This window comes from Streptomyces sp. NPDC016845, assembly GCF_044332585.1.
Taxonomy (GTDB): domain Bacteria; phylum Actinomycetota; class Actinomycetes; order Streptomycetales; family Streptomycetaceae; genus Streptomyces.
Genome location: NZ_JBIRPI010000004.1, coordinates 14,387 through 31,572 on the forward strand (window position 1 = coordinate 14,387; position 17,186 = coordinate 31,572).

At 72.0% G+C, this 17,186-nt stretch carries 8 protein-coding genes; all 8 read left to right on the forward strand.

What is annotated here, in order from left to right; genetic code table 11:
• The 8 genes from ACH4RC_RS13280 to ACH4RC_RS13315 all read left to right on the forward strand — a co-directional run bounded on the left by ACH4RC_RS13280 (position 1) and on the right by ACH4RC_RS13315 (position 17,126).
• Entirely contained in the window at positions 1–426 is a 426-nt protein-coding gene (locus tag ACH4RC_RS13280; RefSeq protein WP_398199278.1) for a GPW/gp25 family protein, read from the forward strand.
• Positions 423–5,330: a baseplate J/gp47 family protein gene (locus ACH4RC_RS13285; protein ID WP_398199280.1), complete on the forward strand. Its 4,908-nt coding sequence runs from the start codon at positions 423–425 to the stop codon at positions 5,328–5,330. Before ACH4RC_RS13280 ends, ACH4RC_RS13285 begins: the two co-directional genes overlap by 4 nt.
• Positions 5,327–7,177, forward strand: a complete 1,851-nt coding sequence (locus ACH4RC_RS13290; RefSeq protein WP_398199283.1) for a hypothetical protein — start codon at positions 5,327–5,329, stop codon at positions 7,175–7,177. The genes ACH4RC_RS13285 and ACH4RC_RS13290 overlap by 4 nt, the downstream gene beginning before the upstream one ends.
• Before the next feature lie 4 nt (positions 7,178–7,181).
• Positions 7,182–9,245: a hypothetical protein gene (locus tag ACH4RC_RS13295; RefSeq protein ID WP_398199285.1), complete on the forward strand. Its 2,064-nt coding sequence runs from the start codon at positions 7,182–7,184 to the stop codon at positions 9,243–9,245.
• Positions 9,246–9,276: 31 nt separating this feature from the next.
• The gene (locus ACH4RC_RS13300) at positions 9,277–10,644 is read left to right on the forward strand and encodes a hypothetical protein (RefSeq protein WP_398199288.1); all 1,368 of its coding nucleotides are present in this window, start codon (positions 9,277–9,279) and stop codon (positions 10,642–10,644) included.
• Between the two features lie 13 nt (positions 10,645–10,657).
• Positions 10,658–11,353 carry a hypothetical protein gene (locus tag ACH4RC_RS13305; RefSeq protein WP_398199291.1) on the forward strand — a complete coding sequence of 232 codons (696 nt, stop codon included), beginning with the start codon at positions 10,658–10,660 and terminating at the stop codon, positions 11,351–11,353.
• A gap of 557 nt (positions 11,354–11,910) precedes the next feature.
• Entirely contained in the window at positions 11,911–16,578 is a 4,668-nt protein-coding gene (locus ACH4RC_RS13310) for a nucleic acid/nucleotide deaminase domain-containing protein (RefSeq protein ID WP_398199294.1), read from the forward strand.
• A complete protein-coding gene (locus tag ACH4RC_RS13315) occupies positions 16,575–17,126 on the forward strand; it encodes an SUKH-4 family immunity protein (RefSeq protein WP_398199297.1) in 552 nt (183 codons plus the stop codon). Before ACH4RC_RS13310 ends, ACH4RC_RS13315 begins: the two co-directional genes overlap by 4 nt.
• The last annotated feature ends 60 nt before the right edge of the window (positions 17,127–17,186 follow it).

Below are 17,186 nucleotides of genomic sequence, written 5' to 3' on the forward strand. Positions count from 1 at the left end.
ATGGCCGGCGACGAAGCAGGACTGGGCCGCGAGTTCCTAGGGGTCGGCTGGGCCTTCCCGGTCACCCTCGAACCCGGCACCGGCCTGATCGCGCGCGCCACCTACGAGCAGGACATCAAAGAGTCCATCCTGATCATCCTCAGCACCGCCAAGGGTGAACGGGTCATGCGCCCCGGCTTCGGCTGCGGCATCCACGACCTGGTGTTCGCCGCCATCACCACCCAGCGGATCGCCGAGATCACGGCCACCGTCCGCGAAGCTCTACGCGACCACGAGGCCCGCGTCGACGTGCGGGACGTCCGCGTCGACACCGGCCGGCTCGACCTCGGTCACCTCGAGGTCCACGTCCACTACGAGGTCCGGGCCACCAACCAGCCCGGCAACGTCGTCTACCCCTTCTACTTCCAGGAATCGGCAAGCCGGTGACCGCTGACGACCTCCCCCTCGACGACGCCCATCCGGCCACCGACCGGCGGCGGGTGGCGGCGCTGCGCGACTACCTGCGCCGGCTCGCGCCGGCGCTCACCCCCGGCTGGACGCCGAGCGGCGGCCGGGACGACTTCGGCACCGCCCTGCTGGAGATCGCCGCCCGGCTCGCCGAGCAGACCACTCGACGCCTGGACCGGACCGCCGAACGCGACGTCCTGGCCTTCTTCGACTTCCTCGGCCTGGCTCCGGCTCCGCCACGTGCCGCCACCGGCATGCTGGTGCTGGCGCTCGCCGCCAACCACCCCCGTGCCGTGTTCGCCGAGGCACGCACCCAGATCAGTGCCGGCAACGACATCACCTTCGAAACCGTCCACGGGCTGCGCGTGGTGCCCGGACAGATCGACACACTGCTCACCCTCGACCCCGCCACCGACCGCATCGAACCCGGCCCGGCACTGGTCGCCACCGCCCAGCCATCCCCCATACGCCCCCAGGACTACAGCCTCGTCACGTTCGCCGCCGAACACAGCACCACCGTGCAGCTCAGCCCCGCCGCCGGCCTGGCCACCGGCGACCTGCTGCGCATCGGTGGCCAGATCCATCGGATCGCCACCACCGACGGCAACGGGCTGGTGATCCTGGACGACCCGCTGCCGGCCGCCGCCGCTGCCGGGACCACGGCCTCCCGGGCCGACGCCTTGGAGTCGTTCACCCTGCGCGACCGGCAACGGCACGCCTTCTATCTCGGCCACACGGAACTGCTCAAACTCGAGCAGCCCGCCACTGTCACGGTACGACTCGCCCCAGGCAGCCTGGCCCGCCGCCTCGCCGGACTCGACCTGACCTGGGCGGTGTTCGGCACCGCCGAGAACCAAACCGACCCGGCCTGGCACGACCTCGATCTGATCGGCGCCGACGCCGGCGAACTCGCTCTCGCCAAGAGCTGGCCCGGCACCGTCGACGAGACCGAGGTCGCCGGCCGCCGCAGCCGCTGGCTGCGAGCCTCCTTGACCGGAGCTGTCACCGACGCGACCAGCGCCTCTCGCTTGAGCCTCGGCGTCGCCTCCGCCACCGCACCGCCGTCGGCCGAGCCCGAGCAGGTCAGCCGGTCCATCACCAGAGCCGCCCACAACGGGACCCCGCTCTCCACCACCCGACGGTTCTACCCCTTCGGCCCAGAACCACTGCGCTTCGACGAGTTCGCCCTGGCCGCACCCGAGGCACTGTCCAAACGGGGTGCCCGGGCCACCCTGGCCATCACCCTGGCCGATGCGTCGCTGACCAGCTTCGACATCACCACCGGCACACCCGACGACAGTGGGTACGGTGCCGGCCGGAACGGTTACCTGCACCTGCTCCACCGCGACCCCGTCGGCACCTTCCACTGGCAGCGGCTGAGTACCGTCGGCGATGGTCGGCAACTGCTGCTCGGCGGGCCCCCGGCCGGCGTCGGCCTGGCCGGGCGAAACGTCGACCTCGTGGTGGTCCGCGACCGTCTCGGCGGTCTCTGGGCCGCCCGCGTCCAGCGGCCCACGGCCGTGGCACCGGCCGCCGTCGACACGAGTGGCTGGCAGAAGCTGCCGACGCTGAACGGCGCCGCACCCCGCCCGGTGGTCGTGCCCAGTCAACCCGGAGCGGTGCTGCTCGACATCGCGCAGGACAGGCTGCACGCCCTGGCAGTCGACGATCTGGGCCGGGCGGTCGGCGGATGGCACGCCCTGGACGCCGCACCCGATTTCACCGGGAACTGGCGACTGGCGCCTGTGCAGGACAACGGCTGGCCACGCACCCCGCCCGACGCCGGCCTCGAGGTGACGGCGATCGACAGCGGCGGCGGTCTCTGGCTCGGCCTCTCCCCGGCACACGCCCCACTCGACCTCGCCTGGACCAATCTCGGCGGCTCCGGTGCTGCCGCCGCCCACGACGTACACCCGGCCGCCACCCGCTACTCGGTCGACGGCCAGACCCGCCTCTGGGTCGCCTACGCCGCGCGCTACGGGGAGGAACTCCGTCTGCACGGGCTGAGCCACGACGGAGCCGTCTGCGAACACCATCCGACAGAGATCCTGCTGCGGGCCGGTTCCGGGCTGCACAGCAACCCCGCCGCGCCACTGGGCATCGGCGGGCAGCCGATCACCGCCGGGCTGTCCCCGGACCGTGCCGAGGCGCTCCTCTGGCTCGGCGCGGACCGCTCTGTACCCGTCCCGCTGGCCGACGTCGACGTCACCGGCAACCCGCTGCTGCTCGGCGACGGCCGGACCACCGAACTGATCATCCCGGGCAGCGGCGAACGCCTGATGCGCACCCCGATCAAGGTCCCCCTGGCCGACTACACCCTGCACGACAGCATCACGCTCGACCGGGAGCGGGTGGCTCACCACGCGGAACTGACCGCGATACCGGACGACCCGGCCGCGTCCGTCATGGCTCGTCTCACCTGTCGCATCAAGGAGGCCGACGTCCGCGTCTACCAGGTGGACCGGCCCCTCGCGGCCCAGATGACCGTACGTCTGCTGCGCCTGGCACGGCCCACCGCCCCGCCCTTCACCGGCGGCTTCGCCGACACCGACGACCGGACCCGGCTGCGCCTGGACGCCGAGGACACCGGAACCACCCGCAAGGGCCAGCGGCTGATCATCGGTAACACGAGCTACCGAGTCATCGAGGTGCTGGCCGGGCGCGTCGCCCGGCTCTCGGCCGGGGTGACCGGCAACGACGCGGCGCCCCCCTACTCGCCGGCCGTACAGCTGCAACAGCGCGAGATCACCGGAGCCGACCTGCGCACGCTGGTCGAACTCGACACCGGCCCCCGAGGCGGGCTGCCCACCACCCTCGACTTCGGCGCTCCCGTCGTACCGCACGCCCCGACGATCCGCAGCCGGCAAAGCAGGGGCAACACGGTCTGGGCCCAGCTCGGCAACGGCTGGGGCACCGCGCCACCGCGGCAGGGCCGCGTCGTCGTGCTCGGCACACCAGGACAACCCGCCTGGACCGTGGACGCGTTCGCCCGTGGGTACGAGAACCCGGAACTTTCCTGGGAATTCTTCGACGGCCACGGCTGGCGCGTTCTGGACGACGGCTTCGTCGACCACACCCAGCACCTCTCCACGAGCGGCGACATCGAGTTCGTCGTGCCCGGAGAACTGCGGACCACCGAGATCGGCGGCCGACAGGACCACTGGATCCGGGCCCGCCTCATCGGCGGCGACTACGGCCGGCCCAAGTACGTCGTCCAGGAGACCCTTCTCGACAAGAACACCCGGACGCAGACCGTCACCACCGACACCACCGACCTGCACCCCCCGGAAATCCTGGCCGTCGAGGCCGCCTTCGTCCTTTCCGACCGGATCCCGCCGGAGACCGTCCTGGTGGAGAACAACCTCGACGTCCGCGACGAGACCGCCGCCGCGGCCACCGCCGCCGCCCGCTTCGACCTTTTCCAAGGGTCGTCCGCGCTCACCGACGGCCGAGCCTTGTTCGCCGGACTCACCGCCGCGCCCGGCGTCGGCCCGGTCACCCTGTTCGCCGACGCCGACGACCAGGACGGCGACACCGCACTGCTGGCCGATCTGCGGACCCCCGACAGCTGGCGATCGCTCCCCGTGGACGACCGGACCAGAGCTCTGCGCCGCCGCGGCCTGATCACCATCACCTTCGACGCCGACCCCGCCCCGGCCCACCTCTTCGGCCAGGACCGTGTCTGGCTCCGCCTGCGTCCGGCCGGCACCGCCACGACCTGGGCTCCGGTGGTGCACCGCCTGCTGCTGAACGCCACCGGAATCACCCACGCCCGCACCATGCCGAACGAGATCGTCGGCTCCAGCCCGGGCGAACCGGCTCTCACCTTGCGGCTGGCCGAGCCGCACGTGCTGCCGGACAGCGTCGAACTGCGCATCCGCGAGGAACTCAGCGACGAGGAACTCACCCAGCTCCGACAGCGACGTGCGCGACAACAACCAGGACAACAACAAGACGGCGAACCGCTCGTCAGCACCGACCCGGAACGCTTCCCGGGCTCCTGGGTACGGTGGCAGCGGGTGGACACTCTCACCGGCCACCACGGCGACGCCCGCGTGTACCTGCTCGACCCTGCCACCGGACAGTTGCGCTTCGGCGACGGCCGGACCGGCAGGATCCCCCCGGCCGGACGCGACAACATCCGCTGCTTCCGCTACCGGCAAGGCGGCGGCCCCGAGGGCAACCTCGACGCGTGGTCGCCGGCCCGGTTGATCTCCGCCGTCGAAGGCGTCGAGACGGTCGCCCTGCCCGTCGACACCGCCGGCGGGTTCAGCGTGCCCGCCGCTGGGTCGCTGCTCGCCACTGCCCCGCACCGGCTCCGGCACGCCGGACGTGCGCTGACCAGCGCCGACGTCGAGGCCGTGGCCGTCTCCTCATCCTCCGACATCGTCCGTGCCCGCTGCACTCCCCCGGCCCGCCCCGGTGACCCGGTCCGGGTCGCCATCGCGGTCCGCGGACGCGACCGCTGCCCCTCCCCCACCCTCGCCCAGCGCGACGCCGTCGCGGCCGCTGTCCGCGACGCGGGCTGGGGCGGCCTCACCGAGGCATCGCTACGGGTCACCGGACCCGCCTGGGCCCGCACCTTCGTCACGGCCCGGCTGACCGCCCCCCGCGACCGTCTCGCCGAGGTCCAGCAGAACGCCCGGCAAGCCCTGCTCACCTTCCTCGACGCGATCAACGGCGGGCCGACCGGCGAAGGCTGGCCGTTCGGCCGTCGTCCGAACCGCGGCGACCTGCTGCGCACCCTCACCGCGGTTCCCGGCCTGGACCGGGTCCGTGAGGTCACTGTCACCCCCGCGGGCCCTCTGCCCCCCGCCGCGCTGATCTGCACCGAGGCGGCCGCCATCACAGTCGTCGTGACCGCCACGGAGGGCCCCCCATGACCGACCCCGTCAGCGCCTTCGTACCCGCTCTCGACGACATCGAGTTCGACCAGCTCCTTGAGCAGGCCCGCGCGGTGATCCCCCGCTATGCCCCCATATGGACCGACCACAACCTGCACGACCCCGGTATGACCCTGGTCGACCTGCTCGCCTGGATCGTCGACCAGCAGGTCTACCGCACCGGCTTCGTCGGCGGACGCCACCGCCGTGCCTTCGCCGCCCTGCTGGGTCAACGGTCCGGCGCTCCGGCGCCCGCCCGCGGTCTGCTCTGGCCCATCCGCCCGATCACCGCCGGACGTCGGCTCTCGGCCGGCACCACGGTCACCTGCCAGGCCCAGCCCGAACTGGCCTTCTCCCTCGAACACACCCTTTTCCTGCCACCGGCCACCATCACCGGCGCCATCCTCACCACCGCCGGGGGCGAGGTGGCGCTGCCGGCCCCCGGCTCCGCCGACGGCGCCCTTGTGCTCGGCCCCGCCCTGCAGTTGCTCCTCGATGGTCCGCTCCACGCGGCGGACGAGGAGACACCGGTCGCGCTCGGCATCGACCTCCTCCCGCCGCCCGGCGCGCCCCCGGACAGCACGGACCGGCCATGGGGCCCGGTGCGCTACTCCTACCGCACCGGCGCATCCGACTGGACACAGGTTCGTGTGCTGCACGACGGCACCACCGGCCTCTCCCGCACCGGCGTGGTCGTCCTGGCGATCCCCCGGCAGCCCGCGGCGGGCGGCAGCCGACTACAGCTCTCCCTCGCCCAAGGCTTCTTCCCGGTCCCCCCTCAGCTCCGCGAGGTCCAGATCAACGTCCTGCCGGTGGCACAACGCGCTCGTCTGGACGAAGCGCCCTTCGAGGAGCGCGGGACCGGGCTGCCGGACCAGCGGATCGCGTTCGACACCACCGGACTCGTCTTCCCGCGCGGCCGGGCGGACGGCCCCGCCCTGGAGATCGACATCGACGGCGAACGCTGGGCGCAGACCACCGACCTCTCCCGGTCCGGGCCCACCGACCCCCATTACGTGGTGCGGCCGGGCTCGATCCTGTTCGGCAACGGGATCAACGGCCGCCGGCCCGCCGCCGGCGCACAGATCAGCCACACCGAACTCGCCCTCACCGCCGGACCGGCCGGAAATCTGCGCCCCGGCCTGATCTGGTCGGTACCGGCCCTCGACGCGGACGGCACCCGGTTCGCCCGCAACCGGCACGCCCTCACCGGAGGGCAAGACGTCACCGCCCTCGACGAGACCGCCCGCGCCGCTCGCGCCGCAGCCGCCCACCGCACCGCCCTGCTCACCGACGACGAGCTCATCAAAGCCGCGCTCACCTTGCCCGGCATGGCCGTACGCCGGGCCGAGGTCCTCGCCGGACACGACCCGCGGCTTCCCGGGATCCGCGTCGATGGCGTGCGGGCCCTCGTCGTCGTACCCCACCACAGCGAGCGGGCAGCGCCGGCACCGCACCCCGGCCGCCATCTCGCCGAGATCAGGGCCCGGCTGGCTCCTCGGCGGCTGCTCGGCGAACGCCTCCTGGTCCAGCAGCCCATCCAGATCCCGGCGGACCTGTGGCTGACCATCGTCCCGCAGCCGGGCGCGGCCGGCGCGACAGTCCGTACAGCCGTCGAACAAGCCCTGCGCGCGCGGCTGTCTCCGGACGAACGACCGCTCGGCCGGGAGCTGACCGCCATCGAGGTCACCACCGTCGCGGCCGGCGTCCCCGGAGTCGCCGACATCCCGCTGACCCGCCTCGCGCCCGCTGGTACGGCTGCCGGCGACGCCCCGGTGCCGACGCCCCGTGACGGTGTGATCACCGCCGCCGCCATCCAGATAACCGTCGAGCCGGGCGGGGGCTGAGGCCATGCTCGTCGACTTCCACACGACCGCGCAGTGGGCCGCCGGCGCCCGGCACAGCCTCACCGTGCGCGACAACCGGCTCCAGGTCCCGGCACCACTGGCTGTCGCACCGCTGCCCGGGGCCGGCACCGCCGACACCGGCGTCCTGCCCGCCGCCACCACCCACGGCGAACTCTGGCTGCGGCCGCACACCCGCGAGCTGATCCACCGGACGCCGTGGGCGTTGATCGACCGCGGCACCCTGCCCGGCCGCCGCCCGCCCCGCCGGTTCACCGCCGGCCGCACCGTCCTATGGGTCCTCGCCGGGTCGCGCCTCGACCGCTACGACAGCGTCACCCTCCAGCGGCTCAGCCCGGCGGCCGTGGACGACGACTGGTGGATCTCCGACATCACAGCCGTCGACGACGACCTGTGGCTCACCGCCACCGACGCCGCGGGCCACTGGCAGCTGCGCCACCTGGACCGGTGGGGCCGCCCCTGCCGCAACCCGATCGACATCGACGCCACCAGCCGGAACCTACGCCTCGCCGCGAACGGCGACCGGACCCGGCTCATACTGATCGACCCCCTCGAAACCGTCACCGCTCTCATCGTCGACCCCCGCGCGGACACCGTGACCCGCCTCGCCCTCGACCCGGTGCACAAGGAGCGGCCCACCCTGCTCGCCGCCGACGACCACATCCATCTGGTGACCCGCCTCGATCCGGCCGGAACCGTCGTCCACCAGGCGATCAGCCTGACCGACGGCGAGATCGACGACCACCAGCAACTGCGGCTCCCGGCCTCGCTGGGCCGACCGCAGGCGCTCACCTCGACGCTGGTGCTCGCCTGCAGCCGGGGCATCGGCCGCATCGTGCCGCACGGCACGACCCCCGGCGACCGGCACTCCACTTTCATCACCCCCGCCCTGCTCGCTCCGCCCGGCCCACCGGGCGGTTGGAACCGGGCCGAGGCCGACGTCACCCTGCCCGCCGGGACCGCGATGGAACTGAGCTGGGCGTCCACCGACGACCCGGTCATCGTCCGGCGGGCCGGCCGGCTGCTCGACAGGCCGATGGCCTCGACCGTCGTCGCCGACCTGGAGCGCCTACTGCCGTGGCAACCAGGACCCGTCCTCTACCCCGGCACGGAGGACGGCGCCGAAGAGCGCCTCGCCGCCCTGCTCGACGAGGTCGAACACGACACTCTCTGGCTGCGGATCCGTCTGCGGACGCCGCCGGGACGCACCCCGCCGAGCCTGACCCGCCTGCGTGTCGGGCACTCCACGCCCGGCTACCTGGAGAGCCTGCCGGCGCTGTATCGCGACAACCCGCGATCGACCCCGCAGCTGCGCCGGATCCTGGCGCCCTACGAGGTCCTCCTCGACGGCCTCGACGAGGTGCTGGCGACGCTGGCGGACCGCCTCGACCCGCTGACCGCCGCCGATGACTGGACCGCCTACCTGCTGAGCCAACTGGGCTTCCCCCCGCTCGGCGATCTGCCCGCGCCGGTCCGCCGCGCCCTGCTGAGCGAAGCCGGGACCCTGCTCGCCCAGCGCGGCACCCGCAACGGGCTACAGCTACTGCTGGACCTGGTCACCGACGGTCGCGCCACGGTGCACGACTCCGCCGACAGCGCGGCCGGCTGGGTCCTCGGTCCCACGCGCGCCGAGGCAGCCGGAGCGTCACCGGCGCGGCTGGGTCACGACACGGTCGCCCTTGCCCAGCGGCCGGAGCCCGCCCGAGCCGGACGGATGGTCGCCGGCACCGCCGCCCTGCGCCCCTGCTGCCCCGATCCCCGGCTGCTGCTCGCCCAGCACGCTTCGCTCCTCACCATCGAGCTGCGTCAGGCGCCGGAACTGGCGTCGCTCATCGACCGGCTGCTGCCCACGTTCGTCCCCGCCCACTGCCGGGTCCGGCTGCTGCCCACCACCGACGGCCCCGGGTTCGGCCCGCGCCTGCACAGCGACCTCGACCGACGGCTCGGGTCCACCACCCGGCTCGGCCGCTGGCCGCTGGCCGTGCCCGCCCCGCGAGCCGCCGTCCTCGACCGCGGCGCCCGGCTCGACGCCGGACCCCGGCCTGACTGACCGCCGCCCCTTCGCGCAAAGGAGTAGTCCCGTGGACCAGACCGCATGGTCTCATCGGCCGCACTTCACACCCCGGCAGTCGCTGACCGCCGAACAGCTCAACGCCGGTCTCGACGACGAAACGCGGCGGCGCCGCCTGCTCAATCAGGCAATCCACGGCTACGGCGCGGTCATCGGTCTCGGCCCGGTCATCGGCGACAACAACCGTCTGCCCCTGCACGACTGCCTCGAGGTGACCGCCGGGCTGGCCCTGGACCGGCACGGCCGCATGCTCTACTGGCCCGGCGGCCGCGTTCATCTCGACGCTCTCGCCGGACGTCACCCGGATCACGAGGGCTTCCACACGCTGAGCGTGCATTACGCCGCTCAGCCACCGGCGACCGACGACTGCTCGCCCTGCTCCGAACAGTCCCAGTGGCATACGGAAGGCGTGGTCTTCACTCTGCGGCGTGGCTGCGTCGCCGCAGATCAGAGCTGCCCCGAGCACCCGCTGGGCGGGTGCGTCAGCCACAGCGCATACCTGTGCCGCCGGACCGGCGCGCTGCCCGGTGACGTCGACGACACCGTGCCGGTCAGTGAGGATGTCGACTGGCTTCGGCGTCGGCCCGGCCGACTGGTACCGGCCCCCGCCGACACCTGGGTGTACGACCCGGACCCCGAGGTCGGCGTGCCGATCGCCTGCCTGCGGATCTGCGATCACGCCAACCGCCGCGCCGACGAGCACGACCACGGTGCTGCCGGCCATCGGGTCGAGCGGGGCCACCGGCCGCGGTACGGCTTCTGCCCGGTACAGGACGGAACCTGTCGGGTGCGCCCGCTCGTCTATCGCAACCCCCTGCTGTACGAGCTGGCCAAGGACTGCGACATCGCTGGGCCCGGGGTCGAGCAGATCTCCTGGCAGCACTGGATCGACCGGGGCTGGTCCGGCAAGGTGCCCTGGGACGACTTCCGCGAGCAGATGACCCGAGGCTTCGAGATCCGCTTCACCCGCCCGGTGCAGGTGGCGACCCTGCACGAGGCGAGCGTCTTCCTGACGGCCGTCATCGCGCATCCGGACGTCGATTACAGCGAGCCGCGCCGGGTCCCCACCGAATGGGAGCGCCACCCCGGCGACTGGCTCCCTGGCGTCGAACCGCTCGACAGCGACGGAAAGCTGGCCCGGGGGGTACGGCTGCGCCCCACCCGCGACTGGCTCCAGGCCGAGGTGACCGGCAGCCGGTCCAACCTGTTCGAGGGGTCGCACTTCGAACTGACCATGCGTGGCCAGTTGTTGCGCGACGCATGCGACCGGATGCTCGACGCGCGGCCGGTCGGCGCTCGCGGCCGCGGGTCCGCCCGGCCCGGCGCCGACTTCGTCTCGGCGTTCCAGGTCAGTCCTCGGCGCTCCTATCACCGATGATCGGAAGAAGGACATGAGGAAACACCAGCGCGGCGGCACGCTCCCCGAGCGGACGAGGCCGACCGGCACCGACAGCGTCCGGTTCCGCGACGGCATGGTCGTGACCGCCGAGGATCTGGACACGGCTCAGCGCTACGCGGCCTCGCTGCTCAAGACCGTACTGCGGGCGTACTTCGGCTGCGGCGTGGTCTGCGGCCTGGATCTGCGGCTGAAGAAGCCCGCCGGTGATCGGCCGGCCACAGTGCTCGTCGTCGACCGGGGCATCGCCATCGACTGCCACGGCTATCCGCTGGAACTGTGCAGGCCGGTCGAGCTCGACCTGGCCCCGGACGCCTGCGGCTACGGGGCCCCACCCGACGAGGTCTTCATCCTGTTACGGCGAGCCACCTCGCAGGAGAAGCCCTGCGACTGCGCCACTGAGGACGAGCACTCCGACTGCCGCCGGGTCCGGGAGCACGTGATGGTGAAGGCCGTCACCCAGGACGAACTGGAGGCGCTGCCCGGCGATGTCTGCCGGGCCTCCGAGGAGCGTGACGACTGCCACGGATGCGACGGCGGCAAGTGCTGGATCCTGCTCGGCAGCGTCGGTCTGGACGAAAGGGGCTACTGCAAGGAGGACCAGGAGCCGAACCTCGACGACCGGGCTTGGGTGAACCCGCTGCGCGCGTCCGCGGTTTCGTCCCCGTCCGGGTCCGCGGCCAAAGCGTAGCCGTCCTGATGGGCTCGGCTCGCCCCAAACCCGTGCCACGCGCTGCCACACGGTCGCGTGAGGCACGGCGAGGCCCCGCTCAGATCACCACTGGCACACCGGCGGACCTGCAACGACGTCTCGGCAACGGTGGGGTGTCGGTGGCCATGCAGCCCCCCGAGCCGCCTCCGCCGGCCTTGTCCGCGCAGACAGGCATCGCGGCGCCCGGTGGCATGCCGCCCTCGCCCCCCGAAATCCCACCCGCGCCTGCCGACCCCGGCCGGCACCCGGCCGATGACGCCGGCACGCCGGACTTCTCATCCCCTCCGAGCCTGCTTTCCAGCGACGTACCCGGCTCCGTTCCCGCCCCCTTGCCCGACCCCTCGTATCCGCCCCGCGCCGTTGCCCACGCCACGCCTGGTGCGTCGCTCACACCGGAGGCCGGCGCACCCGGCGCGACGGCCACGGCCGAGGTGCCCTCGGCAGAAACCCCTCAACCCGCCCCGGCAAAGGCCGCCGTTGGCGTACCCGGCCCCTCCCCGACGCGTGGCGAACTCCGTACCGGCGCACCCGCGCCTGTGCCTGCGGCCGAGGGCGACGCGGAACTCGTCGCCTGGTCAGCCGACTTCGATGCGGCCACCCTCGCCGTCAGAGCCTCGGACCTGGATGCCCCCGCCGCCACCCCCGAGCAACTCGCCCAGCGAGCGCAGGCTCTGGAGCGGCGACGAGCGGCCGCCCGGACGGACTACAGCGAACAGGTCCGGCGGCAGATGCCACCTGTCCCCAAGGCCGGCGACAAGGACACCACCCTCGACACCACCGACGCCGACCACGCCGTGCACGCCGTCGAAGCGACCGGGCACGTTCGCCTTTCCGACCAGACGTTCCCGCCGCCCAAGCCGCTTCCCTCCCCCGCACCCGCCGAGCCCGCCTCGCCGACCCCGGTCACCGTCCAGCCCTCGGCACTCGGCCCGAGCCCCCTGCTCACCGGCATCCCCGCAACCGGTGCCGACGCCGATGACGTCGACGCCAGGATCGCCGCGGTCGGTCCTGTGTCCGTCGGCTTCATCCGCCCGCTGCCTCCGACAGTGGTGACCAGCCGGGATGTCGCCGCCCTGGAGCCGCTGCCGCCAGTGGACGCGGCCGAAGTCGGTGACGTGGTCGCCCGGATCCTCGCGTCCTCGTCCGAGCACGTCCAGGAGTTCCTCACCGCCGCGACCTCGACGCTCGATCCCGGCCGACAGGTGGCCGCGCTACAGCCGATCGCTCAACAGCTTCGCGCCCTCGAGCAGGAGAACCTCGACATCGAGCTACGGGGCACAGCCGCGGCGGCGGGCATCGCGGAGACCACGCTCAACGCGAAGATGCTCGCCGCCCGCGAACAGCTCCTGCGGCAGGACGAGGCGATCTCCGACCAGCTGAGTCTGCGGGCCGACATCGCCACGGGTGACGTGCACCGTCGCTCCGCCGATCAGAGCGCGCGGATCGGCGCGGCCCGCAGCGCCGCCGACGAGGAGGCCGGCCTCAAACAGCAGGCGGTCACCGGCGGTGCGGACCCGACCGGTATCGAAGCCACCCGCGACCGCTATCTGCGGCGGGTCACCGACCGCGCTGCGGCTGCCGTCGCCCGGCTGCGCGCCGCGTACGAGATCCGGGCCGGCGAGCTGCGCCGGCTGGACGATCAACGCAAGGCGTATGACCGGGCGCGCACCGGTACGGAGTCTGGAGCGGCCCGTGACTGGGCCGAGCAGGAGAGCCTGGAGATCGACGCGGTCGTCGCGCGCCTCACCCGGGAAGCCGGTGAGGAGACGAGGAAGCTGACCGCGTCCGCTTGGGTCGTCGCCACGAGCAGCCGCGATCAGGTCCGCGACTGGGCCGCCCGTCAGGAGTGCCGCGAACGTGGCTGGTGGGAGCGGCTGTTCGACCTCGTCTCCGACTGGCTCGTGCAGTCCAGGTCCACCACCGAGGCGTGGGAGGCACAGCGCGACGCCGAGACCCGCGACACGGTCGCCGCCGACCTCGACATGCTGCGCGAGGTGCACGAGCAGATCGCCGCCGGCAACCGGCAGGCGGTGGTCGGCGAGATGGCCCGGCTGAACAAGGAGCAACGGACCGTCGTGGTCGCTTACCTGGCGTCCGGCGGCCAGGACTCGATCGGTGCCGTCGCCACTGGAGTCGTCGCGAGGATCCGTGCCCGCCGCGTACCCGAGCTCACCCGGCGGATCGAGGCCCAGGCGATCAAGGATCTCGCCTGGGAGGACCTCGACGCGCTCGGACGGCAGCAGAACCCGGCGTTCCAGGCGGGCCATCTGACCTGGGACATCCGCCGCGCGGTGAAAGGCTCGGGTACCGACGAACCGCTGCTCTTCAGCGCCATCGGTGGACGGACCCCCGTGCAGATCGCCGCGGTGCGCAAGGCCTACACCGCCATCTTCGAGCGGGACATGGACGACGACATCAACAGTGACGTCGCCGGGTCCGAGCAGGACCGGGCCGACAAGCTGCTCTCCGGCGACCCCATCGCCGGAGCGGTCGCCACGATCGCCGACGCGGTAGCGGGGCCGGGGACCGAAGAGGCGACCATCACGCAGGCGTTGCGCACCGCCACGCCCGCCCAGCGTGAGGCGATCGTCGTTGCCTACGAGAAGACGTACGGCATCGGCCTGCTGAAGGAGCTCGGCTCGGAGCTGCGGGGCAACGACCTTGCCCAGGCCCAGGCGCTGCTGGCAGGTGACATCGCGAGAGCGGACGCGATCGCGCTCGACGAGGCGATGAGCGGGCCCGGCACCCGGCTGCCCGCGATCAATGCGGTCTACACCCAGATCCGGGACGAGGTCGAGGCGAAGGGCGCGGACCGGCACATGACGACCGCTGAGATCGAGGCGGAGATCAGGCGCCGGACCGCTGCCGTCCAGACCGCGTACGGCGCTCACTACGGCGGCGGCGAAGCCGCACTCGGAGCCCGGTTCGAGAACGACCTCGAGGACGGTGAACTCGGACTCGTCCTCGCTCAACAGGCCGTCGACCGCACCGCGATCGACGCGGCGAAGCTGCAGATCGAGCACGAGTCGATCCTCTGGGCCGACGACGACAAGATCAACGCCGTTCTGCGGGCGCAGCACGAGCGCGCCGAGCAGGAGGTCGAGCGCGACTTGAGGCTGGACTTCGCCCGGCGCACGGCGGCCATGACGCCCGACCAGCGTGAGGCGGCGCGTCGCCACCTCGAGCAGGGCCTGTCCGTCGCCGTCCACGCTGCCGCGAAGAAGAACATGGCCGACTTGCGGGCCGCCTACGACGCAGCCAGTTTCACGGGCGCGTTCCAGTTCATGCTCGCCTGGGATCTGGCGGGCAACTCGCAGGCCGAGGCGGCTGAGCGCGTCGAAACCGGCGGCAAGCCGTCCGACGCCAAGGAGCTCCAGTACGCGATCTACGGGGCCGGCACCAACGAGGACACCATCCGCCGGGTTCTCCAGGGGAAGACCAAGCAGGAACTCGCGGCCATCGTCGCGGAGTACCACCTCAACACTAAGAGCCACCTGGCAGTAGACCTCGCCTGGGACCTGTCCGACCGCGACGAGGCCGACATGCTCCTGTTGCTCGAATGCGGGTCGGGTACGCCGCAGGAAGTGATGGCCTATCTGCGGGCCCGCCGCGCATGGGAGACCGAGCACGGCACCGGCCCACTGGGCGACTGGACCGGTGAGGAGACCCGGGCCCTGATCGCGACCGTCGACACGGCTCAGCACGCCTTCGACCTGTACGAGGCTCTGCTCGTCCAGCCCGGCGCGACCGACGACCGCGTTCAGGCGGCGCGGGCACGCTTCGAACGCTGGGCCGGCTACGGCACCAAGGCCATCGAACATCGCCGGGCCCAGCAGGACGCCGTCACAGACGCCGTCATCAACACCGTCGTGACCATCGGTACGGTCGTCACCTCTGCCGCGGCGATCGTCTTCACCGGGGGCGCCGCGGCCCCCGCGGTGGTCGTAGCCGCCGCCGGTTACTTCGGCACGAGCACCGCCGTCATGAGCGCCGTGATCGGCGCGGTCGCCACCACGGCAGCGAGCATCGCCCTCAACCGGGGCATGAAGGGCGCCGCCTATGGCGGTGAGCAAGCCGGGACAGACCTTGCGCAGGGTTTGGCGGAAGCAGTGATCGCCGCAGCCGGCGCCAAGTTCGCCGGACCGGCGCTGGAGCGCCTCGGCAAGGCGTCGGCCATCCAGGCGATGACCAGAACAGCCCGCTCCGGCCGGCTCGGGGAGGTCGCCGGGGCCGGCCTGGCGGAGGCCCTCGGCGAGGCGATCGAGGGCCTGCCGTCGGGTGTCGTGTCCGCGATCCTGGACGACCGGACGTGGGCCGCCGAGAACCCCCTGCTGGTCATCATGGAGGCCGCGGGGTCGTCGTCGCTGCAAAGTGCGGGCACCGGCTTCGTGACGGGTGCGGGCACCAAAGCCCTCGCATCGGGCATCGCGCGGCTCCGGAGCCGCCGGTCCGGAGGCGCCACGTCCACTCCGCCGACGGCGGACGGGACCGCAGGCGCCTCCACCGCTGAGGGCCCAGCGCAGGAGGGGGCGAAGAAGAAAAAGAAGAAGGTCCGCAAGAAAGTCCGGATGTACATACTGAACGACGACGGCACCGTCGACCGGCTGATGCCGGACGGCACCATACCGGTCAAGGGAGCCAAGGGCTTGGACGCGGACGACCGCATACGCCTGGTCAGCCTCCTGGAGCCCGACGGGACGGTGTGGCGCCCGCAGACCAGGGCCGAGAAACGAAGCGTGCAACGCAAGGGCGAACCGAAAGGTGTCGTCACCTCCCAGAAGATCGACCCTGACACCAGCGACCTGGCCCACGCCACCCAGCTCGCCCGCAAGGCACACAACCACTACGGCGGCCAGAACTACGCCGCCGGCCGGTACATCGACCCGCAGAGCGGCTACGAGTCCATCCTCACAGGCCGCAGCTCGAAGATCGGCCACTCCGAGCGCATGATCGGCCGCCCATTGATCCACCGCGGGCTGCAGGCGAACCTCAGCGAGGTGTTCACCGAACGCTCGCCGTGCCAGAAAAACCCCAGATGCAATGTCTGGCTCGGGCACTTCTTCCTGCCCCACAACCCGAGCCTCGAAGTCACACACGCGGCCACCTACGATCAGAGCAAGCCGAAGACCCAGAACGACGAGCACCTGGAATTTCGAGAAGCCTTGCAGGAAGCGCACGGGAAGAAACGGAGGAAACGCCGATGAGGCACACCGTGACCAGCGCGGACCTCGTACGCGTCCATGGACTCGACGGCGTCGTCTACTTCCCCCGGCCTCCGCACTCCCTCTTCACGCCCGAGACGGCCGACTTCCTGAGCAGCGTCGGTCTTCCCCACAACAGCCTCTTCGGCGCCCGCGCCGATGTCGGCATCGAGGAGAACGAAGTCGACCCCACGGAGCTGGGCCCCCTCTTCGACCTCGACGAACTCGAGTACCCCGCTGACCGCCGGCACTGGCAGGTGCTCGGCTACCTGCGCTCCACCCTGATCACCGTCGACCCGGCCACCGGCACCGTGCACGGCTATGCCGAAGGGGAGGACGACAGCACTCCTCTGCACCGCGATGTGGAGTCACTGGCCTTCACCCTCACGGAACTGCGCAAGCTTCTGGACGCATACGACCAGGGAGGCGACACCGAGGCGCTCGCCACCCGGTTCCAGGGTGCGGTCAACGCCTTCGATGCCCTTCCCCTCAGCGAAGAGGAGTCGGAATGGACCATCATGCTCGAGGAGTTCGTTGACGGCATGTGGTAGCAGCGAAACGTCAGCGCTCACGACTCTCCAGCGCGGACGCCCTCGCCGGCGAGACAGATG

Coding starts and splice junctions, on each gene's coding strand:
- ACH4RC_RS13280 (WP_398199278.1), top strand. CDS start 1: ATGGCCGGCGACGAAGCAGGACTGGGCCGCGAGTTCCTAGGGGTCGGC.
- ACH4RC_RS13295 (WP_398199285.1), top strand. CDS start 7,182: ATGCTCGTCGACTTCCACACGACCGCGCAGTGGGCCGCCGGCGCCCGG.
- ACH4RC_RS13305 (WP_398199291.1), top strand. CDS start 10,658: ATGAGGAAACACCAGCGCGGCGGCACGCTCCCCGAGCGGACGAGGCCG.
- ACH4RC_RS13315 (WP_398199297.1), top strand. CDS start 16,575: ATGAGGCACACCGTGACCAGCGCGGACCTCGTACGCGTCCATGGACTC.
- ACH4RC_RS13290 (WP_398199283.1), top strand. CDS start 5,327: ATGACCGACCCCGTCAGCGCCTTCGTACCCGCTCTCGACGACATCGAG.